This window comes from Streptomyces sp. JL2001 (assembly GCF_050917515.1).
In the GTDB taxonomy this organism is placed as follows: domain Bacteria; phylum Actinomycetota; class Actinomycetes; order Streptomycetales; family Streptomycetaceae; genus Streptomyces.
In genome coordinates this window covers 3,991,212-4,013,752 of record NZ_CP169421.1, presented here as the reverse complement: position 1 = coordinate 4,013,752, position 22,541 = coordinate 3,991,212, and the positions used below count along the sequence as shown (strand labels likewise).

The 22,541-nt window shown below is 73.0% G+C and carries 18 protein-coding genes; 9 read left to right on the top strand and 9 right to left on the bottom strand.

The genetic code is table 11. The features are described from left to right. Window position 1 precedes the first annotated feature (1 nt). Window positions 2–1,183: a pyruvate dehydrogenase (acetyl-transferring) E1 component subunit alpha gene (gene pdhA, locus ACE1OA_RS17855; protein ID WP_356601383.1), complete on the bottom strand. Its 1,182-nt coding sequence runs from the start codon at window positions 1,181–1,183 to the stop codon at window positions 2–4. A 357-nt stretch (window positions 1,184–1,540) separates the two neighbouring features. Between pdhA (ACE1OA_RS17855) and ACE1OA_RS17850 the strand changes: the two genes are divergently transcribed. The 3 genes from ACE1OA_RS17850 to ACE1OA_RS17840 all read left to right on the top strand — a co-directional run bounded on the left by ACE1OA_RS17850 (window position 1,541) and on the right by ACE1OA_RS17840 (window position 3,863). After that, the gene (locus tag ACE1OA_RS17850; RefSeq protein WP_356601382.1) at window positions 1,541–2,200 is read left to right on the top strand and encodes a response regulator transcription factor; all 660 of its coding nucleotides are present in this window, start codon (window positions 1,541–1,543) and stop codon (window positions 2,198–2,200) included. 118 nt (window positions 2,201–2,318) lie between these two features. After that, on the top strand, window positions 2,319–2,831 hold the full coding sequence (locus ACE1OA_RS17845; protein WP_356601381.1) for a pyridoxamine 5'-phosphate oxidase family protein: 513 nt from the start codon (window positions 2,319–2,321) through the stop codon (window positions 2,829–2,831). A 15-nt stretch (window positions 2,832–2,846) separates the two neighbouring features. Continuing rightward, window positions 2,847–3,863 (top strand): phosphotransferase, encoded by a 1,017-nt coding sequence (locus ACE1OA_RS17840; RefSeq protein WP_432753046.1) that lies wholly within the window; start codon window positions 2,847–2,849, stop codon window positions 3,861–3,863. Between the two features lie 31 nt (window positions 3,864–3,894). Here the strand turns inward: ACE1OA_RS17840 and ACE1OA_RS17835 are convergent, their stop codons facing one another. Continuing rightward, window positions 3,895–5,559, bottom strand: coding sequence for a protein kinase domain-containing protein (locus ACE1OA_RS17835; protein WP_432753045.1), 1,665 nt, complete (start codon window positions 5,557–5,559; stop codon window positions 3,895–3,897). A 295-nt stretch (window positions 5,560–5,854) separates the two neighbouring features. Between ACE1OA_RS17835 and ACE1OA_RS17830 the strand changes: the two genes are divergently transcribed. The 6 genes from ACE1OA_RS17830 (at window position 5,855) to ACE1OA_RS17805 (ending at window position 13,791) form a co-directional block, all read left to right on the top strand. Then, window positions 5,855–7,483 carry a protein kinase domain-containing protein gene (locus ACE1OA_RS17830; RefSeq protein ID WP_432753044.1) on the top strand — a complete coding sequence of 543 codons (1,629 nt, stop codon included), beginning with the start codon at window positions 5,855–5,857 and terminating at the stop codon, window positions 7,481–7,483. A gap of 261 nt (window positions 7,484–7,744) precedes the next feature. Continuing rightward, window positions 7,745–8,488 carry a hypothetical protein gene (locus ACE1OA_RS17825; RefSeq protein WP_356601377.1) on the top strand — a complete coding sequence of 248 codons (744 nt, stop codon included), beginning with the start codon at window positions 7,745–7,747 and terminating at the stop codon, window positions 8,486–8,488. A 95-nt stretch (window positions 8,489–8,583) separates the two neighbouring features. Further along, window positions 8,584–9,213 (top strand): PadR family transcriptional regulator, encoded by a 630-nt coding sequence (locus tag ACE1OA_RS17820; protein ID WP_432753043.1) that lies wholly within the window; start codon window positions 8,584–8,586, stop codon window positions 9,211–9,213. A 337-nt stretch (window positions 9,214–9,550) separates the two neighbouring features. Next, a complete protein-coding gene (locus ACE1OA_RS17815) occupies window positions 9,551–10,285 on the top strand; it encodes an ABC transporter ATP-binding protein (RefSeq protein ID WP_356601375.1) in 735 nt (244 codons plus the stop codon). Further along, a complete protein-coding gene (locus ACE1OA_RS17810; protein WP_384867796.1) occupies window positions 10,282–13,140 on the top strand; it encodes an FtsX-like permease family protein in 2,859 nt (952 codons plus the stop codon). Before ACE1OA_RS17815 ends, ACE1OA_RS17810 begins: the two co-directional genes overlap by 4 nt. Before the next feature lie 105 nt (window positions 13,141–13,245). Further along, window positions 13,246–13,791 (top strand): bacterial proteasome activator family protein, encoded by a 546-nt coding sequence (locus ACE1OA_RS17805; protein ID WP_356601373.1) that lies wholly within the window; start codon window positions 13,246–13,248, stop codon window positions 13,789–13,791. Between the two features lie 239 nt (window positions 13,792–14,030). Here ACE1OA_RS17805 and ACE1OA_RS17800 read toward each other — a convergent pair whose 3' ends face one another. The 7 genes from ACE1OA_RS17800 to pdhA (ACE1OA_RS17770) form a co-directional block, all read right to left on the bottom strand. Continuing rightward, window positions 14,031–15,017, bottom strand: a complete 987-nt coding sequence (locus ACE1OA_RS17800; RefSeq protein ID WP_356601372.1) for an NAD(P)H-quinone oxidoreductase — start codon at window positions 15,015–15,017, stop codon at window positions 14,031–14,033. A gap of 153 nt (window positions 15,018–15,170) precedes the next feature. Further along, window positions 15,171–16,265: a potassium channel family protein gene (locus tag ACE1OA_RS17795; protein ID WP_384867800.1), complete on the bottom strand. Its 1,095-nt coding sequence runs from the start codon at window positions 16,263–16,265 to the stop codon at window positions 15,171–15,173. Continuing rightward, complete coding sequence (locus tag ACE1OA_RS17790) at window positions 16,253–17,638, bottom strand: molybdopterin molybdotransferase MoeA (protein WP_432753042.1); 1,386 nt, start codon at window positions 17,636–17,638, stop codon at window positions 16,253–16,255. The genes ACE1OA_RS17795 and ACE1OA_RS17790 overlap by 13 nt, the downstream gene beginning before the upstream one ends. Then, a complete protein-coding gene (locus tag ACE1OA_RS17785) occupies window positions 17,635–18,564 on the bottom strand; it encodes an NTP transferase domain-containing protein (protein WP_356601369.1) in 930 nt (309 codons plus the stop codon). The genes ACE1OA_RS17790 and ACE1OA_RS17785 overlap by 4 nt, the downstream gene beginning before the upstream one ends. Before the next feature lie 277 nt (window positions 18,565–18,841). After that, a complete protein-coding gene (locus ACE1OA_RS17780; RefSeq protein ID WP_432753041.1) occupies window positions 18,842–20,206 on the bottom strand; it encodes a dihydrolipoamide acetyltransferase family protein in 1,365 nt (454 codons plus the stop codon). Then, window positions 20,206–21,222, bottom strand: a complete 1,017-nt coding sequence (locus tag ACE1OA_RS17775; protein ID WP_356601367.1) for an alpha-ketoacid dehydrogenase subunit beta — start codon at window positions 21,220–21,222, stop codon at window positions 20,206–20,208. Before ACE1OA_RS17775 ends, ACE1OA_RS17780 begins: the two co-directional genes overlap by 1 nt. After that, window positions 21,222–22,382: a pyruvate dehydrogenase (acetyl-transferring) E1 component subunit alpha gene (gene pdhA, locus ACE1OA_RS17770; RefSeq protein ID WP_356601366.1), complete on the bottom strand. Its 1,161-nt coding sequence runs from the start codon at window positions 22,380–22,382 to the stop codon at window positions 21,222–21,224. Before pdhA (ACE1OA_RS17770) ends, ACE1OA_RS17775 begins: the two co-directional genes overlap by 1 nt. Between the last annotated feature and the right edge of the window lie 159 nt (window positions 22,383–22,541).

The following is a 22,541-nucleotide window of genomic DNA, read 5'->3' as shown; positions in this document are numbered from 1 at the left end:
ATTACTCGGCCTCTCCGCCCGCGAAGGACGCCTGGTAGGCGGCGAACTGCGCGCGCTCCTCGTCGACGAGCGCGTGCCCGTCCGCGTACACGTTGTCGAAGATCGCCATGTGCTCCGGCACGGGCATGGCGCGGACGACCTCGCGGACGTGCTTGCCGAGAGCCTCGCTCTCCGCCTCGAGCTCCTCGAAGAAGGCCGCGTCGGCGTGGCCCTCGTTCTCCATGTACGCCTTGAGGCGCATGATCGGGTCCTTCGCCTCCCACGCCTCGCGCTCCGCGTCGCGGCGGTAGCGGGTCGGGTCGTCGGAGGTGGTGTGGGCGGCCATGCGGTAGGTGAACGCCTCGATGAGCGTCGGGCCCTCGCCGCGGCGGGCGCGCTCGAGTGCCGACCGGGTCACGGCCAGGCACGCGAGGACGTCGTTGCCGTCGACACGGACGCCGGGGAAGCCGAAGCCGCGGGCGCGCTGGTAGAGCGGGACGCGGGTCTGCTTCTCGATGGGCTCGGAGATGGCCCACTGGTTGTTCTGGCAGAAGAACACGACCGGGGCGTTGTAGACCGCGGAGAACACGAACGACTCGTTGACGTCGCCCTGGCTGGAGGCACCGTCGCCGAAGTAGGCGAGCACGGCGGAGTCCGCACCGTCCTTGGCGACACCCATGGCGTAGCCGGTGGCGTGCAGGGTCTGCGAGCCGAGGACGATCGTGTACAGGTGGAAGTTGTTGCTGCTGGGGTCCCAGCCGCCGTGGTTCACACCCCGGAACATGCCGAGCAGGTTGGTCGGGTCCACCCCGCGGCACCAGGCGACGCCGTGCTCCCGGTAGGTCGGGAAGACGTAGTCGTCGTCCCGCAGGGCACGGCCCGAGCCGATCTGGGCGGCCTCCTGGCCGAGCAGCGAGGCCCACAGGCCCAGCTCGCCCTGGCGCTGCAGGGAGGTCGCCTCGGAGTCGAAGCGACGGGTCAGGACCATGTCGCGGTAGAGACCGCGCAGCTCGTCGGCGCTCAGGTCGATGTCGTACTCGGGGTGCTGGACGCGCTCCCCTTCGGGCGTCAGCAGCTGAACGAGCTCGGGCTCCGGGTTATCGGGACCCTGTGCCTTCTTCGCGGTCGCGCTCGCGCTGGCGGTGCGCTTGGTGCCGCTGCTGCGTCGCGTCGTCTTGCGCGCGGCAGTGCTCTCCACGGTCACGTGCGTGCTCCTCCGTCGGTCCGGCCCCCGGGTTCGCCGGGCAAGGCCTGGGGTTCCCCCTACCGCAGGTAAGGGGAGGCTCGCCCTTCCGGCCCGCGCACGGGGTGGGTGCGGCTCGGCCGGGGTCGGGCGTGACAGGTGCCCCGGCGAGCGCCCTGTCATAGGCACGTTACCCAGTGCGCCGCATTCCTGCGAAACCCCATTTGACCTGCGATTTTGCTTGGATTTCCAAGTAAATCGAGAAAACGGGAAACGTAGCTGGTCAGCGCAGTGCAACGGCCAGGAGGCCGCCGGAACACGGGCACGGTATCCCGGCACCCCCGGGCACGGGAAGAGCCAATATGTGAGACTGGCCCCGTGCGCGAAGATGGAAAAATCCGGGTATTTCTGCTCGACGACCACGAAGTCGTCCGGCGCGGCGTCCATGAGCTGCTCACCGTCGAGGACGACATCGAAGTGGTCGGAGAGGCCGGAACAGCGGCAGACGCGCTGGTCAGGATCCCTGCGACGCGTCCCGACGTCGCCGTGCTCGACGTCCGGCTGCCCGACGGAAGCGGTGTCGAGGTCTGTCGCGAGGTGCGTTCGCAGAACGAGGACATCAAGTGCCTGATGCTCACCTCGTACGCCGACGACGAGGCGCTCTTCGACGCGATCATGGCCGGGGCCTCGGGTTACGTCCTCAAGGCCATTCGGGGGAACGAGCTCCTGTCGGCGGTTCGGGACGTCGCCTCCGGCAAGTCGCTGCTCGACCCCGTGGCGACCGCCCGGGTCCTGGAGCGGCTGCGCGACGGCAACAACCCGAAGGGGGACGACAAGCTCGCGAGCCTGACGGATCAGGAGCGCAGGATCCTCGACCTGATCGGCGAGGGCCTGACCAACCGGGTCATCGGCGAGCGGCTCCACCTCGCGGAGAAGACCATCAAGAACTACGTCTCCAGCCTGCTGTCGAAGCTGGGCATGGAACGGCGCTCGCAGGCCGCGGCCTACGTGGCGCGCCTCCAGGCCGAGCGGCGCTGAGGACCGGCGGACCGCCGGGCGGAACGGGTTCGGACGGCCCGGATTCGGGACTTACGTCCCCTCCGGCCGGGGCAGGCGCCCCTGTCGGGCGGCGTGGCCGTGACGGAGAGTGGAGAACATGTCCACCGAGGAGATCCGAGCCATCGAGCTGCTGACCGGGGTGCCGTACGGCCGGGTGGCGACGAGCATGCGGGCGATGCCGTTCGTCGCACCGGCCCGGCACATCGTGGACGAGGGCCGCGTGCTGCTGCGGCTGCACCGGGGACTCGGCTACCACCGGGCGTGCGCCGGCTGCGTCGTCGCCTATGGCGCCGACAACCTCCACTCCGGCTCCGAGAACCTGTGGTCCGTGCAGTTCACGGGCACCGCCGAGCTCGTCGAGCCGACCGAGGAGCAGCTGGCCGCTTTCGGGCCCACCCCCCGGACGGTGGACGGCGAGCCCTTCGACCCGGTCTACATGCGCATCGAGCCCCGGTTCGTGACCGTCCACGCGCTCGCCTACGCCGCCGGGAGCCTCGGGGAGCACGCGGGCACGCGCATCGACGCACCCGACGGCGCACGGGTCACCGGGAGCGCCGGCGCACGCGCGGACGCTCGCGCCGCTGAGCGACACCTCCACCACGTAGCGTGATCTAACATCTGGCGAGTGCCGCGCTCATCTGAAACGCTCGTCCCGCCGCTCGGTGCCCTCCTGCGCCGCTACCGCGAGGCCGGCGAGCCCCTGTCCTGCGAACCCGTCACCCAGGGCCTGCTCAACCGGGGCTACCGCCTCGCCACCACCCGCGGCGCCTACTTCCTCAAGCAGCACCTCGACGCCCCGACCGCGGACCGGGACACCATCAGCCGCCAGCACCGCGCCACCCAGCGCCTGCACGCCCTGGGCCTGCCCGTCGCCCCACCGCTCGCCGATTCCGCCGGCCGGACCGTCGCGGTGATCGGCGGCCGGTGCTACGCCCTGCACCCCTGGGTCGACGGCCGCCACCGCGACGGCGCCCAGCTGTCCGCGGGCGGCTCACGGCGGCTCGGCCTGCTCCTCGGCCGGGTCCACACCTGCCTCGACCAGGTGATGGAAGCGCCGCCGCCGGGCGAGGAACACGAGAGCGCCCGCCCCGAGGAGACGTTCCGGGTCATCGGCGAACTGCTGCGCCTCGCCCGCGCCCGCCGCCCCCGGGACGGCTTCGACGAACTGGCCGTGCACCGGCTGCTCCAGCGCCGCCGGCTGCTGGCCGAGCACGTCCACCGGCGCCCGCCGCCGGCCTCGGCCGCCGGCTGGGTGCACGGCGACTTCCACCCGCTGAACCTGCTCTACCGGGGCGCGGAGCCGGCCGCGATCGTCGACTGGGACCGGCTCGGCGTCCAGCCGCGGGCCGAGGAGGCGGTGCGGGCCGCCGCCATCTTCTTCGTACGGCCCGCGGGCGAACTGGCGTTGACGAAGGTGCGGGCGTACGCGCGGGACTACCGGCGCGCCGCGGGCGTGGACGCGGACGAACTGGCGGCCGCGGTGCACCGGGTGTGGTGGGAGCGGCTCAACGACTTCTGGATACTGCGCTGGCGCTACCAGCTCGACGACCGAAGGGCCGACCCGCAGTTCCCTGCGGCGTCGGCCCTGGTGGTGTGGTGGACCCGCGAATACGAGGCGGTGCGCGACGCGTTCACGGGCTGACGCGGCCGGCCCGGTCGGTGGGGACGGCCCGTCAGGGGGTGGTGCCCCCCGTGGGCTCGCCGTTGGCGCCCGTCGTCGTACCGGTGGTGGTGCCGGTGGACGTACCGCTCGACGTGCCCGTGCTGGTACCGGTGGACGTACCGCTCGACGTCCCGGTCGACGTGCCCGTGCTGGTACCGGTGGACGTGCCGGTCGAGGTCCCGGTCGACGTGCCCGTGTCGGTGCCGCCGTCGGTGGTGCCGCCGTCGGTGGTGCCGCCGTCCGCCGGGTCGGTCGAGGGCTCGCCCGTCGGCGTGCTCGGGGTCGTCGGGCGGTTCGTGGGCCTGTTCGTGGGCGTCCAGGGGTAGTCGTTGCCGCCGGTGGAGGTGTCCGGTTCCTGCGACTCCTCCGACGGCTCCTCCGACGGCGTCGGCGAATCCGTCGGGCTGGACGGCTGGTTGGTCACGGTCGGCTTGTCCGTCGTGCCGCCGCTCCGGTCCGCCGCCTTGTCCCAGGCGTAGACGACACCGGCCACGATCGCGACCATCGCGAGCGCCAGGAAGAGCAGTACCTTGCCGCGTCCGCCGCCACGGCCCCCCTGCGAGCCGTAGCCGCCGTCCTGCCCGTAGCCGCCGTCGTACCCGCCGACCCCGCCGTCCTCCGGGTTCCTCGGCGGAAGGAGGGGACGCTGCGCCGTCTCGTGGTGCATCGGGTGGCCGAGCGCGGCCGTCGCGGCAAGCCCGCCGGGCGGCGTGTGCCCGCCCTCGTGCATCTCCACCGGGCCCGTGTTCCACGTGCCGGTGTGACCGCCCTGCTGCTGCAGCATCTGCAGGCCGTACTGGATCAGGCCGCGCATCTCCTCGGCGCTCTGGAACCGGTCGTCCGGCTCCTTGGCGAGCGAGCGCATGACCAGCCCGTCCAGCTCCGGCGGCGCGGCCTGGGCGACGTCCGACGGCGGGACGGGAGCGTCCTGGACGTGCTGGTAGACCACCGACAGCGGCGTCTCGCCGGTGAACGGGGGCCGCAGCGCGAGCAGTTCGTAGAGCAGGCAGCCCGTGGCGTACAGGTCGGAACGGTGGTCGACGGCCTTGCCGAGCGCCTGCTCGGGCGAGAGGTACTGCGGCGTGCCCATGACCATGCCGGTCTGAGTCATCGTCGACTGCGCGCCGTGCAGGGCGCGCGCGATGCCGAAGTCCATGACCTTGACGGCGCCGGTGTGCGTGATGATGACGTTGGCCGGCTTGATGTCCCGGTGCACGATGCCGTGCTGGTGCGAGTAGGCGAGCGCCTCGAGCACGCCCGACACGATGATCAGGGCCTGCTCCGGACCCGGCGCCTCGGCGCTGATCAGCAGATCGCGGATGGTGCGGCCCTCGACCAGCTCCATCACGATGTACGGCACCGACTGGCCGGCCACGACGTCCTCGCCGGAGTCGTACACCGCCACGATGGCATGGTGGTTGAGCCCGGCGACCGACTGCGCCTCGCGCGTGAAGCGCGCCTTGGAGACGGGGTCCTCGGCGAGGTCGGAGCGCAGCAGCTTGACCGCGACCGTGCGGCCCAGCCGGACGTCCTCGGCGGCGAACACCTCGGCCATGCCGCCACGTCCCAGACGGTGGGTCAGCCGGTAGCGTCCGTCACCGACCACTCCGCCGATGCCCCAGGACTCCGCAGCAGCGTCCGACATACCGCCGCCTGCTTCGGATTCGGGTGCCATCAGTCCTCGCCGTCATCTGTCTTCGGTGTCTCGCCGTACCGGCACACCGATACGTCTTTCCTTGCGGTCACGCTACAGGCTCCGCCCGACATCACGGTCCGGGATGAACCGGCCACCCCCTCCCTTCCGTATACGCCTGTGCAAATTGAGCGCAGTTCGTGTAACGCTTCCGAGACGCTTGTTGTGCGGAGGGTCACGGAACGGGCACCCGGCTTGACGTGTCACTGCCCTCGGGCAGACTTGGCCGAGAAAATCCGGATCAGCGCCGCCTCGCGCGCGTATGGGGGAAGCACGAATGAGCCAGGACGGCGCACAGGGCCGCTATGCGGGCGGTTCGGTCGCGAACGGCCGGTACCAGCTTCGCGACCTGCTCGGCGAAGGTGGCATGGCGTCCGTGTACCTCGCGTACGACAGCGCCCTCGACCGCCAGGTGGCCATCAAGACGCTGCACACCGAGCTGGGCCGGGAACAGTCGTTCCGCGAACGCTTCCGCCGCGAGGCGCAAGCCGTGGCGAAGCTGTCCCACACCAACATCGTCTCCGTCTTCGACACCGGCGAGGACACCCTCGACGGCGCCGTCATGCCGTACATCGTCATGGAGTACGTCGAGGGCAACCCGCTCGGGTCGGTCCTGGCCACCGACGTGCAGCAGTACGGCGCCATGCCCGCCGACAAGGCGCTGAAGGTGACGGCGGACGTGCTCGCCGCGCTGGAGACCAGCCACGAGATGGGCCTGGTCCACCGCGACATCAAGCCGGGCAACGTCATGGTGACCAAGCGCGGCGTGGTCAAGGTCATGGACTTCGGCATCGCGCGCGCCATGCAGTCCGGTGTGACCTCGATGACGCAGACCGGCATGGTCGTCGGCACGCCCCAGTACCTCTCCCCGGAGCAGGCCCTCGGCCGCGCGGTGGACGCCCGTTCCGATCTCTATTCGGTCGGCATCATGCTCTTCCAGCTGCTGACGGGACGGCTCCCCTTCGACGCGGACTCGCCGCTGGCCATCGCGTACGCGCACGTACAGGAGGAGCCGGTCGCCCCGTCCTCGGTGAACCGGTCCGTGACGCCGGCGATGGACGCGCTCGTCGCCCGCGCGCTGAAGAAGAACCCGAACGAGCGGTTCCCGAGCGCCGCGGCGATGCAGGACGAGTGCCTGCGCGTGCTGTCGGCGGGTCAGACGAGCGCACCGGTGATCGTCGCCGGCGGTCCCGTCAGCAGCGGTGCGGGAGTGGGTTCGGCGGTCTTCCCGCCGGTCGGCCAGACGCCGCCGCCGTCGACGCACGGCGTCCAGCAGCACTACCAGCCGCCGACCGCGCAGCCGGGCCCGTACGGCGTGCCGACGCCCGCCCCCGGGCCGGCCTACGGCTACCCGCAGCAGGCGCAGACACCGCCGCCCGCGCCGATGTACCAGACGCCCACGCCCGGGCCGTACACGATGAACCCGCACGCGGCGCCGGCTCCGGCCGCCGCGGCCGGCTCCAAGCGGAACACGCCGGTCCTGGTCGGCGCGATCGCGGTGGCCCTGCTCGTCATCGGCGGTGTCGTCACGGCGCTGTCGCTGAACAAGGACGAGGACCCGAACACGACCGCGGGCGGCGAGCCCAGCCAGTCGCAGTCGGCCCACGCGGACCACAAGGGACCCGACCTCAGCAGGACCATCGACCCGAAGAAGTGCACGGAGCCGCGGGAGTCCTCCGAGGACCCGGCGAAGTTCCAGATCCCGGACTTCACCTACAAGAACATCCAGTCGGTGAAGGCCTGCATCCAGGCCGCGGGCTGGAAGATCACCAAGCAGACCCCGGTCGACGAGAACACCTACGGCGAGGGCACCGTCCTCAGCCAGTACCCGCCGAAGGACGCGGACGCGTCGAACGAGGACGCTGAGTTCACCCTGGAGATCTCGACGGGCAACCCGCCGCAGTAGCCCGCCCGGCGGGCACCGCCTCCTCCGACGGGCTCCCGGCCGCAGTGCGGTCGGGAGCCCGTCGTCTTCCCCCCGTTCCCGGCGTCACCGCCTCGGCTTCCACCCCCTGCGCGGCGCGCTCCCTCCTCGGCCGGCACCGACGTGAGCGGGCCCGGTCCTCCGTGCGCACCCGCCCGGATGCCGGAAGCGTCCCGACATGTGACGCTGAGTCGACTGGCTCGGTTGACCAGCTCGGCTGCTCGGACGGGAGGGGGTCACGCCGTGACTCCAGGACTCCACAGGGCGCGGACGAGGGCCCTCGGTCCGGTGCTCGTGTGCTGGCTCGTGGTGGGCACCCCGGTCGCGCACGGCGCGGTCGCGGCGGATCCCTCGCCCACCGCGACGACCCCCTGGCGCGGACCGGTGCCCGAGACCCGGCCCGCCCCCACCGCACCCCCCGCCACGACGGACACCTCCCCCTCCGCGACGCCCTCGCCGAGCGGTACGGCCTCGGGATCCCCCTCCGCCTCGGCGTCCACCGGGCCGGGGGCACCGGGTCCGGTCGACGCGGAGGAGCCCGAAGAGCCGGACAGGCCGAGCGGATCCGAGGACGCCGACAAGCCGAGGGAGTCCGGCCCGCCGCGGCAGCCCGCCCCCTCCCTCGCCGGACGTCCCGCCGGTGAGGGCCGGGACCGGCCCGGGCGGCCCGCCACGGCGCCCGCGCGGGTGCCGGCGACGCGACCGTCGACCCCGCCGGCCGACCCCCCACGTACCAAAACGGCAACAGCCGACGCACCCTCCGCCGACGCGGACGGCACGGACGAGGACCTCGAAGCGGTACCCCAGGCGGACCCGCCGCGCGCGGACGACGCCCCGGCGTCCGTGCCCGACGCCGCCCGCCGGATCACCACCGGGACCGGCACCACCGTCGCTGACCGGCAGATTCCCGTGCTGACGCTGGGCGCCGGGTTGGCACTGATGGGGCTCGGGATCGGTTTCCTCGGCCTCCGGATGCGCCGCCGCTGAGCCCCGCTCCCGCCGCGTGTCCCCCTTGAGACGGACGCCGCGGGTCCGTCTGAGGTCGCTTGTCCGCGCCGACATACTCGGTATACATACTGAGTATGTCGATCCGCCACGGGCTTCTCGCCCTCCTCGAACGCGGCCCTCGCTACGGTTCGCAGCTCCGCACGGAGTTCGAGTCCCGCACGGGGTCCACCTGGCCCCTCAACGTCGGCCAGGTCTACACGACCCTCAACCGTCTCGAACGCGACGGGCTCGTCTCGCAGAGCGGTGAGGACGAGGCCGGGCACGCGCTCTACGCCATCACCGACCACGGCCGCACCGAGCTCAGGACCTGGTTCGAGAAGCCCGTCGACCGCACCAGCCCCGCCCGGGACGAGCTGGCCATCAAACTCGCCATGGCCGTCGGCGCTCCGGGGGTCGACATCCGCGCCGTCATCCAGGCCCAGCGCCACCACACCGTGAAGGCGATGCAGGACTACACCCGCCTCAAGGCACAGGCGATCACCGCACTCGAGAGCGGCGGATCCCAGGAGCGGGACGACGTGGCCTGGCTGCTCGTACTGGAACAGCTCATCTTCCAGACCGAGGCCGAGGCCCGCTGGCTGGACCACTGCGAGGCCCGGCTCATCCGACTCTCGGCCGCCGCCGGCACCCCGGCCGGGTCCCAGCATCCGGGGCCCGCCACCGCCCCGGCCTCCCCCACGATCCGCCCCTCACCACGGCTCTGACACCGCGGCACCGAGGACCCGCACCACCGGGCCCCGCACACCGCACCCGGGCCCGCACCACCGCACGGCGACACCCACGTACCCGCACAGCACGTCGGGCCACCGCCACGCCCGTACCGCCGCCCCGCACCTCCCGTGCCGAGGCAGCCGTACCGCGGCATCCCGACCCCACGCATCGCACCACGTCGACGCAGGCCCGCACCTGCGCATCCGCGTTCACGGCTCCCCGTGCGCGCCCGTTCCGTTCCACCTCTCCATCCGCTCCGTACCCGAGCGGCCGCCGCCCGATCCGGCCGGCGCGTCCGTCCCGCGGCGTACGACCAAGGGGGACCCCTCCATGTCCGCACAGCAGCCCGTGCTGCAGCTCCAGAACCTGACCCGTGTCCACGGCTCGGGCGCCACCGAGGTGCACGCCCTCCGCGGCATCGACCTCGACGTCCACGCCGGCGAACTCGTCGCCGTCATGGGCCCCTCGGGCTCCGGCAAGTCCACCCTGCTGACCATCGCCGGCGGCCTGGACTTCCCGACCTCCGGCCGGGTGGTCGTCGAGGGCACCGACATCACCACCGCCGACCGCAAGGCGCTCGCCGCACTGCGCCGCCGCAGCATCGGCTACGTCTTCCAGGACTACAACCTCATCCCGGCCCTCACGGCCGCCGAGAACGTCGCCCTGCCCCGTGAACTGGACGGTGTCTCCGCGCGCAAGGCCCGTGTCGAGGCCCTCGCCGCACTCCAGGAGATGGAGCTCGGCCACCTCGCCGACCGCTTCCCCGACGAGATGTCCGGCGGCCAGCAGCAGCGCGTCGCCATCGCCCGCGCCCTCGTCGGAGACCGCCGCCTCGTGCTCGCCGACGAGCCCACCGGCGCCCTCGACTCCGAGACCGGCGAGTCCGTCCTCGCCCTGCTGCGCACCCGCTGCGACGCCGGTGCCGCCGGGGTCCTGGTCACCCACGAGCCGCGGTTCGCCGCCTGGGCCGACCGCGTCGTCTTCCTCAGGGACGGCGCCGTCGTCGACCAGACCGTGCGCACCGACGCCGACTCGCTCCTGTCCGGTCAGGCGGCCGAACGGTGAACAAGTGGCTCCATTCCTGGCGTGCCGCGATCCGCATAGCCCGCCGCGACGCCTGGCGCTTCAAGGGCCGCAGCTTCCTGGTCCTCGCCATGATCGCCCTGCCCATCCTCGGGGTCAGCGCAGCCGACCTCACCCTGCGCAGCTCCGAACTCTCCGCAGAGGAGAAACTGGACCGCACCATCGGCGCGGCCGACGCGCGCTTCTCCGACGCGCAGGTCGGCGGCGTCCCCATCCTGCAGTCGCCGGACGGTGAGATGAACGCACCGGCCAAGGAGTACGGAGACCGCGGCTGGCCGAGCGGCTCGACCGATGTCACCGCGGCCTTCCCGGCCGGTGCCAAGACCCTGACGGACACCGCCGGCAGCGCCAAGCTCACGACCGTGCACGGACTGCTCCAGACCGAGGTCCGCGAGCTCAAGGCGGCCGACCCCATCGCGACGGGCATCATGCCCCTCCAGGAGGGCCGCTTCCCGCAGAGGGCGGACGAGCTCGCCGCGACCACGCACTTCCTGGAGACCAGCGGTCTCACGGTCGGCTCCACCCTGACCGCGCGCGGCTTCGACCGCACCTACCGGATCGTGGGCGCCTACGAGCTGCCGAACGACCTCAAGGCCGACCAGGTCAACGCCCTGCCCGGCGCCTTCCTGGCCCCGTACGGAAAGGCCGCCGAGAAGGCCGGCCTGATGAAGCCCGACACCTCCACCACCCACCTGGTGAAGCTGTCCGGCGGTTTCACGTGGAACATGGTCCAGCAGATCAACACCAAGGGTGTCGCCGTCGTCTCGCGCGCCGTGCTCCTGGACCCGCCCGCCGACTCCGAGGTCCCGCTCTACCAGAAGGACGGCTGGGGCAACTACCAGACCAGCACCGCCGCCCAGGCGGCGGAGCTCGCCGCACTCGGCACCGTCGTCGGCCTCGCGATGCTGGAGATCTGCCTCCTCGCCGGTCCCGCGTTCGCCGTCGGCGCCCGCCGCTCGCGCCGCCAGCTCGGCCTCGTCGGAGCCAACGGCGGCGACCGCAGCCACATCCGGGCCATCGTGCTCAGCGGCGGCCTCGTCATCGGCATCGCCGCGGCGGTGACCGGCACGGTCCTCGCGCTGATCCTCACCTTCGCCCTGCAGCCCCTGCTCGAGGACTACCTGGGCCAGCGGTTCGGCTCCTTCGACGTCCGCCCGCTGGAACTGCTCGGCATCGCGCTCCTCGCCGTGCTGACCGGCCTGCTGGCGGCGATCGTCCCGGCGATCACCTCCTCCCGGCAGACCGTCCTGGCCTCGCTCACCGGCCGGCGCGGCGTCCGCCGCAGCAGCCGCGTGCTCCCGCTGGTCGGCCTGGGCGCCCTGCTGCTCGGCGCCGCGATCGCGCTGTACGGCTCGGTCGTCTCCGACCAGGTCGTGATCGTCGCGGGCGGCAGCGCCATCGCCGAGCTCGGCGTCGTCGCCATGACCCCCGCCCTGGTCGGCCTCTTCGGCCGGACCGGACGCTGGATGCCCCTGTCGCCGCGTCTCGCGCTCCGCGACGCCGTGCGCAACCGCGGCCGTACGGCGCCGGCCGTCGCCGCCGTGCTCGCCGCGGTCGCCGGAACCGTCGCCGTCGCCACGTACACCGCGAGCAGCGAGGCCCAGGAACGCGCCGAATACCAGGCGCGCCTGCCCTACGGGGCGGTCTCCGCGCTGGTCGTCGAGGACGGCGGCCGGGACGTCCCGGCGGTCCGGGAGGCCGTGCAGCGCCTGCTGCCGATCGACGCCCGCGCCGACGTCGACCGCATCGTGGTCGGCAAGCCGGGTTGCTCGCCCTATGGCCAGGGAACCGGCTGCGGCCGGTACGAGGTCGTCATCCCCGCGGCCAACGAGTGCCCGCTGTGGGCGGCCACCACCGACGGCAGCGACCCCTCGGAGCGGTTCACCAAGGAGCAGCGGCGCAAGCTGGCCGAGGACTGGCGCTGCAAGGAGGGCGACAGCGGCAGCGTCTACGTCGAGGGCGGCCTGCTGGTCGGCGACGCCCGGCTGCTGACGATCCTCGGCATCAAGGACGCCGGCGCCGAGCGGGCCCTCGCCGAGGGCAAGGTGGTCACCTTCGCCAAGCAGCAGGTCAACAAGGCCGGCCAGGTCGACGTCAAGCTGATCACCGACCTCGAGAAGGCCGACGCGGCCGACCGCGAGGGCAAGCCGGCTCCGGGCGAGATCAAGTCGCTCCCCGCGTACCTGATGCCCGAGAGCGGGCAGTCGTACGGCATGCAGGGCATGATCACCCCGGCCACCGCCAAGGCCGCCGGACTGACCACGGTGCCCGTCGGTTCGTACTTCACCACCGACCGCATGCCGAGCTCCGAGCAGCGGCAGAAGCTCGACGCCGAGATCGCCAAGCTCGGCAGCGACGTCGATCTCCACCTGGAGGAGGGCTTCGTCAGCAAGGGCAGCATCGTGCTCCTCTCCCTGACCGTCTTCGCGGGCCTCGTCACCATCGGTGCGGCCGGTATCGCCACCGGTCTCGCCCAGGCCGACGCCGAGGCCGACCTCAAGACGCTCGCCGCGGTCGGCGCTCCGCCGCGGGTCCGCCGGACACTCAGCGGCTTCCAGTGCGGGGTGGTCGCCGCGATGGGCGTGATCCTCGGATCGGCGGCCGGTGTGCTGCCGGCCGTGGGGCTGCGGCTCACCGAGGAGCGGGAGCAGCTGCGCTACTACCAGGAGGCGCTCGACCAGGGCTGGGGAGTCATGTCGCAACCGCCCCACGTGCCGATCGTCGTCCCGTGGGAGACGCTGGCGGCCCTGCTGGTGGCCGTCCCGCTGGGAGCCGCGCTGCTGGCCGCACTGGTGACGCGGTCCCGGGGCGCCCTGGCCCGCCGCGCCGCGACCTGACCGGTTCTTCCGCTTCGTTGCGTTCCTGTGCCCCTGTACGAGGGTGGATCACCCTCGTACAGGGGCACACCGTGTGGTGAGGCACGTGTGCGAGAGAATGGCGGCATGGATATGCCGAGGAATGAACGGTCGCAGGAGAGCCCCCAGGTCCTCATCGTGGGACAGGATGGGACGGCGCTCGGCGGCAGTCATGGCGACGACGAGTCCCGCGAGGTCCCGGTGACAGAAATGGTCGAGCAGCCTGCGAAGGTCATGCGCATCGGCAGCATGATCAAGCAGCTTCTGGAAGAAGTCAGGGCGGCACCTCTCGACGAGGCGAGCCGGGTCCGGCTGAAGGATATCCATGCCAGTTCCGTGAAGGAGCTGGAGGACGGGCTCGCGCCCGAGCTGGTGGAGGAACTGGAGCGGCTCTCCCTGCCGTTCACCGACGAGGCGATCCCCTCCGAAGCGGAACTGCGGATCGCACAGGCCCAGTTGGTGGGCTGGCTCGAAGGACTCTTCCACGGCATCCAGACGGCCCTGTTCGCCCAGCAGATGGCGGCCCGCGCCCAACTGGAGCAGATGCGCAGGGCGCTGCCTCCGGGTGGACCCCACGACGATGACGACGACCAGGGCCACGGTCACGCGATCCGCTCGGGTCCGTACCTGTAGGACCGGGCTCGATCAGGCAGGGCGTGATCGGACCGGGCTCGACCGCCCGTCCGGAGGGACCGGGCCGAGCGGCCGTCGAACGGGCGAGGGCCCGGCACACCTGGTGTGCCGGGCCCTCGTGCTTGTGCTGCTGCGGTCTCCGGGGCCGGGTGCCGGGGGCCGGGCGCCCCTGGGACCCCGGGCCCGAACTGCGGTCCGCGCCGTGCCCGGTCCGCGCCGTGCCCCGGACCCGGCCGTGCTCAGTCCTGCGGGGCCAGCAGCAGGACCTTGCCGACGTGGCTCCCGGAATCCAGGGCGCGGTGGGCCTCCGCGGCCTCCGTCATCGGCACCGTGCGGTCGATGACCGGACGGACCGTCCCGGCCTCGATCAGCGGCCAGACGTGCTCACGGACGGCGGCGACGATGGCCGTCTTCTCGTGCAGCGGCCGGGCCCGCAGCGTCGTCGCCGTGATCGCGGCCCGCTTGCGGAGCAGCGCCCCCAGGTTCAACTCGCCCTTCACACCGCCCTGGAGGCCGATGACGGCGAGCCGCCCGTTGACCGCGAGGGCCTTCACGTTGCGGTCCAGGTACTTCGCGCCGACGATGTCGAGGATGACGTCCGCGCCGTTCCCGTCCGTCGCCTTCAGCAGCTCCTCGACGAAGTCCTGCTCGCGGTAGTCGATCAGGATGTCGGCGCCCAGTTCGGCGCAGCGCGCCAGCTTCTCCGGTCCGCCTGCGGTGACGGCGACCCGCGCGCCGACCGCCTTGGCCAGTTGGATCGCCATCGTGCCGATGCCGCTCGCGCCGCCGTGGACCAGCAGCGTCTCGCCGGGCCGCAGGTGGGCGATCATGAAGACGTTCGACCAGACCGTGCTGGTCACCTCGGGCAGTGCCGCCGCCGTGACGAGATCCACCCCGTCCGGAACCGGAAGCAGCTGGCCGACGGGGACGAGGACCTTCTGCGCGTACCCGCCGCCGACCAGCAGCGCGCACACCTCGTCGCCGACCGACCAGCCGGACACTCCGGGGCCGAGTGCGGCGATCCGGCCCGAGCATTCGAGGCCGGGGTACGGCGAGGTGCCCGGCGGCGGGTCGTAGAAGCCCTGCCGCTGGAGCAGATCGGCGCGGTTGACCGCGCTCGCCACCACCTCGACGAGGACCTCGCCCTCGCCGGGCACGGGATCGGGCACCTCGGCCCAGACGAGGGCCTCGGGGCCGCCGGGTTCCGGAATCGTGATCGCATGCATGGCGGCGAGGCTACTCCGGCGCCGTGACCGACCGGGATCCGCCAGGACCGACCGGGCCACGGCGGACTGCCTGGTCCACGGGGGCGACCTGGTCCACGGGGGCGCTCGCGGCCCACCGTGGGGCGTGGCCGTTCCGCCCGGCGCGTCGGGCCGTCAGTCCTCGCGCGGGGTGCTCAAGGGAGTGACGGGCGCGGCCCGCACGATCGTGATCACACGATCCGTCAACTGCAGCGGGCTGGCGGCGGGATCGTCGTAGCCGAGCAGCCGGTGCCCGCGCAGCACGCTCACCACCAGGTCCTCGGTCTCCCGTACGTTCTTGCCGACCTCGGACTTTATGACCGGCCGCTCGACCAGATCGAGGCCCGAACCCTGCTGGATCAGGTCCTCCATCACGGTGCCCGCACTGGGGCTGAGCACCGACAGGCCCAGAAGTCGGCCGGCCGCACTGGCGCTGGTGATCACGGCGTCCGCTCCCGACTGTCGCAGGAGCGGCGCGTTCTCCTCCTCGCGGACGGCGGCGACGATCTTCGCGCCCCGGTTGAGCTGGCGCGCCGTCAGGGTGACCAGCACGGCGGTGTCGTCGCGCTGGGTGGCGATGACGATCTGACGGGCCTTCTGCACCTCGGCCCGGATCAGCACGTCGCTGCGGGTCGCGTCACCGATCACGCCCACGAAGCCGTCGGCGTTCGCCGTCTCGATGACCTTGTTGGACGGGTCCACGATGACGATCTGTTCTTTGCGCAGTCCCGTCGCGCAGAGCGTCTGGATCGCGGACCGGCCCTTGGTGCCGAATCCGACGATGACGGTGTGGTCGCGCAAGGTGGACCTCCAGCGGTTCAGTCGCCACTCCTCCCGGGTCCGTTCGGTGAGGACCTCGAGAGTGGTGCCGACCAGGATGATCAGGAACAGCACGCGCAACGGCGTGACCAGCAGGATGTTGACGAGCCTCGCCGAGTCGCTGTACGGGACGATGTCGCCGTATCCCGTGGTGGAGAGGGTCACGGTCGCGTAGTAGGCGCAGTCGAGGAAGTCGAGCGTCTCGTCGGAGTTGTCGTGATAGCCGGAGCGGTCCGCGTAGACGATGAGCGTGGTGAGGACGAGGACGCCCAAGGCCATCAACAGCCTTTTGCCCACCTGCCGGAGGGGGCGCTCGACCACCCTCCGGGGCATCCTGACCCGGGAGGGCGCCATCTTCTCGTCGGCTTGGCGGGCCATGACGTCGCGGCTGGGAAGTTTCACGTGAAACATGCTCCTTCGGGCGCGCCGTGAGCCTGGGGCCGGGCCGAGGCCGGGCCTTGAAGCGGGGCCATCGGCCAGGGGAGGTCGAGGATTTCCAGGGCGTCGCCGGGTCGCGCGCCGCCGGACGGTACGACGGCCATCCCGTCCGCCACCGCGATCCCTCGCAGCATCGCCGGTCCGTTGTAGTGCAGGGGGACGACCCGGTCGTCGTGGTGGACGACCGGGACGAGCCGGGTGTCGTGCGGGTGACCGTGAACCTCGTCGCGGACCGGCGCGCGGTACGGCGGCGGAACCGGGGCGCCGGCGAGAGCCCGGAGCAGCGGCTCGGCCAGGGTGAGGAGTGCGGACACGGCGGCCAACGGGTTTCCGGGCAGCCCGACGAGGTGGCGGCCGGGCCGGCCGCCTTCGAGGCGGGCGAGCAGCATCGGGTGGCCGGGGCGGACCCGTACGCCGTCCACGAGGAGGGTGGCGCCCGTCGCGGCGAGGACGGGGTGCACGTGGTCCAGGGGACCGGCGGCGGTCCCGCCGGTCGTGACGACCAGGTCCGCCTCGGAGCCGGTGACGGCCGCGCGCAGGGCGTCGGCGTCGTCGCGGACCCGCTGGGTGGCGAGGACCTCGGCGCCGAGCGCGTTCAGCCAGGGGCCGAGCATCGGGCCGAGGGCGTCGCGGATCAGGCCCTCGTGGGGGAGTCCGCTGGCGAGCAGTTCGTCGCCGAGGACCAGGATCTCCACGCGGGGGCGGGAGAGCACGGGAAGTTCGTCGTACCCGGCCGCGGCAGCGAGGCCGAGGACCGCCGGGGTGACGGGCGTCCCGGCGGACAGTAGGAGGTCACCGGACCGGCACTCCTGCCCGCGCGGCCGGATGTCCTGGCCGTGCTGGACCTCGCGCAGGGCGTGCAGCCGGCCGGCGGAGTCGGCACGGGAGTGCTCGCTGCGGATGACCGCCGTGGTCTCGGGTGGGATCCGGGCGCCGGTGGCGATCCGCACCGCCGTGCCGTCGTCGAGCACGGCGGCGGGGGTGTGCCCGGCGAGGACGGCACCCTCCTCATGGATCTTCCAGGGGCCGGGGCCGGCGACCGCCCAGCCGTCCATGGCGGAGGTGTCGAACGAGGGCAGATCGGTGAGTGCGCGCAGCGGCTCGGCGAGCACGCGGCCGAGCGCCTGCTCGAGCGGGACGCGGCGGAGCCCTCCCGCGGTCGCGCCGGCGGAGCGCGCCGCGGCCCCGGCCTGTGCGGCGATCTTCCGGGCGTCCGGCCAGGGGGTGGCGCGGTGCGGCTCCGCCGGGCGGGGCGGGGCGACGAGGGCCAGCGCCTCGTCCACTCCGTCGCTCTCGGGTTCGGCCCTCTCGGGTTCGGCCGCCGTGCGCTCCTGCGGGGTCATCATCCGGCCTCGGCCCGGCCCGTCGTGTCGGGGCCGGCGGCGTCGGATGGTGCCTGCTCGTGGCCGGCTCCGGCCGGGGCGGCGCCCTGGTCGGCCTCGTCGGCCCAGCGGACGGCGAGGGCTGCGGCCTTGCGGGCCGCCTCGGCCACGGCCTCGGGGCCGCCGGCACCCGCCTTCGCCGCCGCGTAGCCGACCAGGAAGGTGGTCAGCGGCGCCGCGGGGCGGGCGACTCCGTGGGCGGCGTCACGGGCCAGATCGAGCAGCACGCCGGTGTCGACGTCCAACTCGATGCCCAGTTCGTCCTTGACTGCGGTGATCCATTCGTCCAGCACGCTCCCATGCTCCCTGATGCGGGCCCGGGCTGCGGCAATGTCCTCCCAGGTGTCGCAGTCGAAGGAGGCGAGGGGGCCGCCGTCGACCCGGATCGGACGCAGTTCACCGAGGAGCAGGCGCAGCGGGAGACCGGCGAGGGTGCCGCGCGCGGTGGCGAGGCGGTCCAGCGCCCGGCGGAGCGGCTCGGAGCGGTAGGCCGCGACGAGTGGCTGGTCGCGGCCGTCGGAGTCGACCAGGAGCGCGCTGTCGGCCGTGGGGGCCCCGTCGAGGGCGTCGAGCAGGCGACGGCCGGTCCCTTCGTCGAGGAACGGCAGGTCGGCGGAGAGGACGAGCACGGTGGCGGCCGCGGTCCGGCGGACACCGGCGTCGAGCGCGGCCAGCGGTCCCCCGCCGGGCGGATCCTCCCTGGCCCACTCCACGGGGCGGACGGTCGCCCGCGGCCCGCCGACGACCACGGTCGAGGCGGCGCCCCGGCACGCGGTCAGGACCCGGTCGAGCAGCGCCCGGCCGCCGACCCGTACGCCGGGCTTGTCCACACCGCCGAGCCGCCTGGCGGCTCCTCCCGCCAGGACGACGGCGTCGTACTCGGTCGTCATCCCAGCAGTATGGTCCGCGCCCCGCCGCGATGGCCCCCAAGATCGGCGACCGTCTCACCCACGGAGACGGCCGTCGTCCGCACCCGGCGGTCGGGGAGGCCGTGGCCGTACGGGAAGCGCACCGCGGGACGCCCGGGCGCCCGGACCGTGCGGAGCGCCCGACGCCCCCGCACCGTACGACCGACGGTGCGGGGGGGGGCACGGCCCGGCCAGGAGCGGGCCGGGGCGGGAGCCGGTCCGGCCCCGTCCTGCCCGGAGCCGGCCGGACCCGCTCCCGTCAGAGCGTGCGCAGCAGGACCGAGGGATGCTCGACGCAGTCCGCGACGTAGCGGAGGAACCCGCCCGCCGTGCCGCCGTCGCAGACCCGGTGGTCGAACGTGAGCGACAGCTGGACGACCTGGCGGACGGCCAGCTCGCCCTGGTGCACCCACGGCTTCGGGATGATCCGGCCGACCCCGAGCATCGCCGCCTCCGGGTGGTTGACGATCGGCGTGGACCCGTCGACCCCGAACACCCCGTAGTTGTTCAGGGTGAACGTCCCACCGGTCAGGTCCGCCGGCGTCAGCGTCCCCTGCCGGGCGGACTCAGTCAGCCGCGCGAACTCCGCCGTCAGCGACTCCGCGGTACGCGTTCCCGCGTCACGGACCACGGGCACCACCAGGCCGCGCTCCGTCTGGGCCGCGAACCCGAGGTGCACGGACGGCAGCCGGACGATCTCCCGGGCCGCCATGTCCACGGTGGAGTTGAGCTCCGGGAAGCGGGCGAGCGCGTGGGTGCAGATCCGGGCCAGCAGGGCGAGGAGCGAGATCTTCGGCCCACCGGCGGCGTTCATCGCCGTGCGCGCCGCCATGAGCTCCGTCGCGTCGGCGTCGACCCAGCAGGTCGCGTCCGGGATCTCCGTACGGCTGCGCGAGAGCTTGTCGGCGACCGCGCCGCGCACGCCGCGCAGCGGAATCCGCTCACCGACGGCAGCGGACGAAGGCGCGGGTGCGGGTGCGGCGGCCGGAGCGGGGCGCACGGCCTCGGTCGCGGCGACGGCGGCCCGTTCGACGTCCGCCCGCAGGATCAGCCCGTCCGGACCCGACCCGCGGACCTCGCGCAGGTCCAGCCCCTTCTCCCGCGCCAGCTTCCGCACCAGCGGGGAGATCACCGGCACCGGACCGTCGACGACCGGCTCGCGGGTCGCGGGGGCGGCGGCCACCGGGGCGGCCGGGGCCACCGGCGCGGGGGAGGCCGCGGGAACGCCGTCCCTGCGTACCCGGCGGCGGCGCGCCGCCGGGCCGGCCGTCCCGTAGCCCACCAGCACGTTGCCGGAGTACTCCGAGGAGACGGCGGACTCCGCCGGGGCGGCGCCCTGCGTCGCGGGCGCGGTCGCGTCCGCCGCGCCGGGAGCAGGTGCGCCCACCGCGACGGTCAGCAGCGGCGCCCCGACGGGCAGCTCGGTCCCCTCCTCGCCGAAGCGGGCCGTCACCACGCCCCCGTAGGGGCAGGGGACCTCGACCATCGCCTTGGCCGTCTCGACCTCGACGACCGGCTGGTCGATGGCGACGACGTCGCCGACGTTCACCAGCCAGCGCACGATCTCGGCCTCGGTCAGCCCTTCGCCGAGGTCCGGCAGCTTGAATTCGAGCACCTGGGCCATCAGCTCTGCGCCTCCCACTGCAGACGCGCGACCGCGTCGAGCACCCGGTCCACGCCGGGCAGGTGGTGCCGCTCCAGCATCGGCGGCGGGTAGGGGATGTCGAAGCCGGCGACCCGGAGCACCGGTGCCTCCAGGTGGTGGAAGCAGCGCTCGGTGACCCGTGCGGCGATCTCGCCGCCCGGTCCGCCGAACCCGGTCGACTCGTGCACGACGACCGCCCGCCCGGTCCTCCGCACGGAGGCGCAGACCGTCTCGTCGTCGAACGGCACGAGCGAGCGCAGGTCGACGACCTCCAGGTCCCAGCCCTCCGCCTGAGCGGCCTCGGCCGCCTCCAGGCAGACCGGCACGGAGGGCCCGTACGTGATCAGCGTGGCGCTGCGGCCGCTGCGGCGCACCACGGCCTTGCCGATCGGCTCCACGGCCGTCGGCGCCTCGGGCGACCAGTCGGACTTCGACCAGTACAGCCGCTTCGGCTCCAGGAAGACGACCGGGTCGTCGGAGGCGATCGCCGCCCGCAGGAGCCCGTAGGCGTCCTCGACGGTGGCCGGGGTGACGACGTGGAGTCCCGGCGTCGCCATGTAGTACGCCTCGGAGGAGTCGCTGTGGTGCTCGACACCGCCGATCCCGCCGCCGTAGGGCACCCGGACCACCAGCGGCATCGGCAGCGCGCCGCGCGTGCGGTTCCGCATCCGCGAGACGTGGCTGATCAGCTGCTCGAACGCGGGGTAGGCGAAGGCGTCGAACTGCATCTCGACGACCGGCCGCAGCCCGTACATCGCCATGCCGACGGCCGTGCCGAGGATGCCCGCCTCGGCCAGCGGCGTGTCCGTACAGCGGTCCTCGCCGAACTCCTTGGCCAGGCCGTCCGTGACCCGGAAGACGCCGCCGAGCGTGCCGACGTCCTCTCCCATCACGTGGACGGTCGGGTCCTCGGCCATCGCGTCGCGCATGGCCCGCTGCAGGGCCTGCGCCATCGTCGCCGGCTTGGCCGGCTTGGCCGCCGTCCTGGTCGTCATCACGCCTCGCTCTCGGCGTCGAGCTCGGCACGCAACTGCGCCGCCTGCTCGCGCAGCTGTGCCGTCTGCTCGGCGTACACGTGCGCGAACAGGTCCATCGGGTCGAGCACGGGGTCGGCGTTCATCCGCTCGCGCAGCGTCGCCGCCATCGTCTCGGCGGCCTCGGCCGCCTGCCGCTTGCCGTCGTCGTCGAGCATGCCGCGCTCCGTCAGCTCCCGCTCCAGGATCAGGATCGGGTCGTGCGCCCGCCAGGTCTCGACCTCGCTGTCGCCGCGGTAGCGGGTGGCGTCGTCGGCGTTGGTGTGGGCGTCGATGCGGTACGTCACGGCCTCGACCAGCGTCGGTCCGCCGCCGCGCCGAGCGCGGGCGACGGCCTCGGTGAGCACCTGGTGGACGGCGACCGCGTCGTTGCCGTCGACCAGCCGGCCCGGCATGCCGTAGCCGACGGCCTTGTGCGCCAGCGACGGGGCCGCCGTCTGCTTGGCGAGCGGCACGGAGATGGCGAAGCCGTTGTTCTGCACGAGGAAGACCACGGGGGCCTGCCAGACGGCCGCGAAGTTCAGCGCCTCGTGGAAGTCGCCCTCGCTCGTGCCGCCGTCGCCGACCATGGCGAGCGCGACCACGTCGTCGCCCTTGAGCCGGGCGGCGTGGGCCAGCCCGACCGCGTGCGGGAGCTGGGTGGCGAGCGGCGTGGACAGCGGGGCGATCCGGTACTCGCGCGGGTCGTAGCCGGTGTGCCAGTCGCCGCGCAGGAGCGTCAGCGCCTGGACCGGGTCGAGGCCGCGGGCCACGGCGGCGAGGGTGTCGCGGTACGAGGGGAAGAGCCAGTCGCGCTCCTCCAGGGCCATCGCGGCGGCGACCTCGCAGGCCTCCTGGCCGGTGGTCGACGGGTACACGGCGAGGCGGCCCTGCTTGGTGAGGGCGGTGGCCTGCGTGTTGTACCGGCGGCCCCGCACCAGCTCGGCGTAGAGACGTCGCAGCAGCTCGGGGTCGGCCGAGGCCACCGCGTCGGTGCCGAGGACGCGGAACGGCTCGGCATCGGGCAGGAGCGGGCCGGGGTCGGTGCGCGGCTTCCACGCCGGGGGCGGGGTGGGCCGGTAGGCAGCGGCGGCGGCGGGCGGCTCTTGGACTGTCGAACTGCGCTGTTGCAACGAGTCCACCTCCTCGTGGGAGCGGGCATAAGACCCGAAGGCGGGTGGCGCGGGTGTGGCGCGCCTCACCTACCGATTGTTCGGTCGTGGAGGCATTTTGGCTACAGGCACCCTCAGCCTGTGGACAAACGGTTCTCCACAGCCTGGGATAGAGACATGTCGTCCATG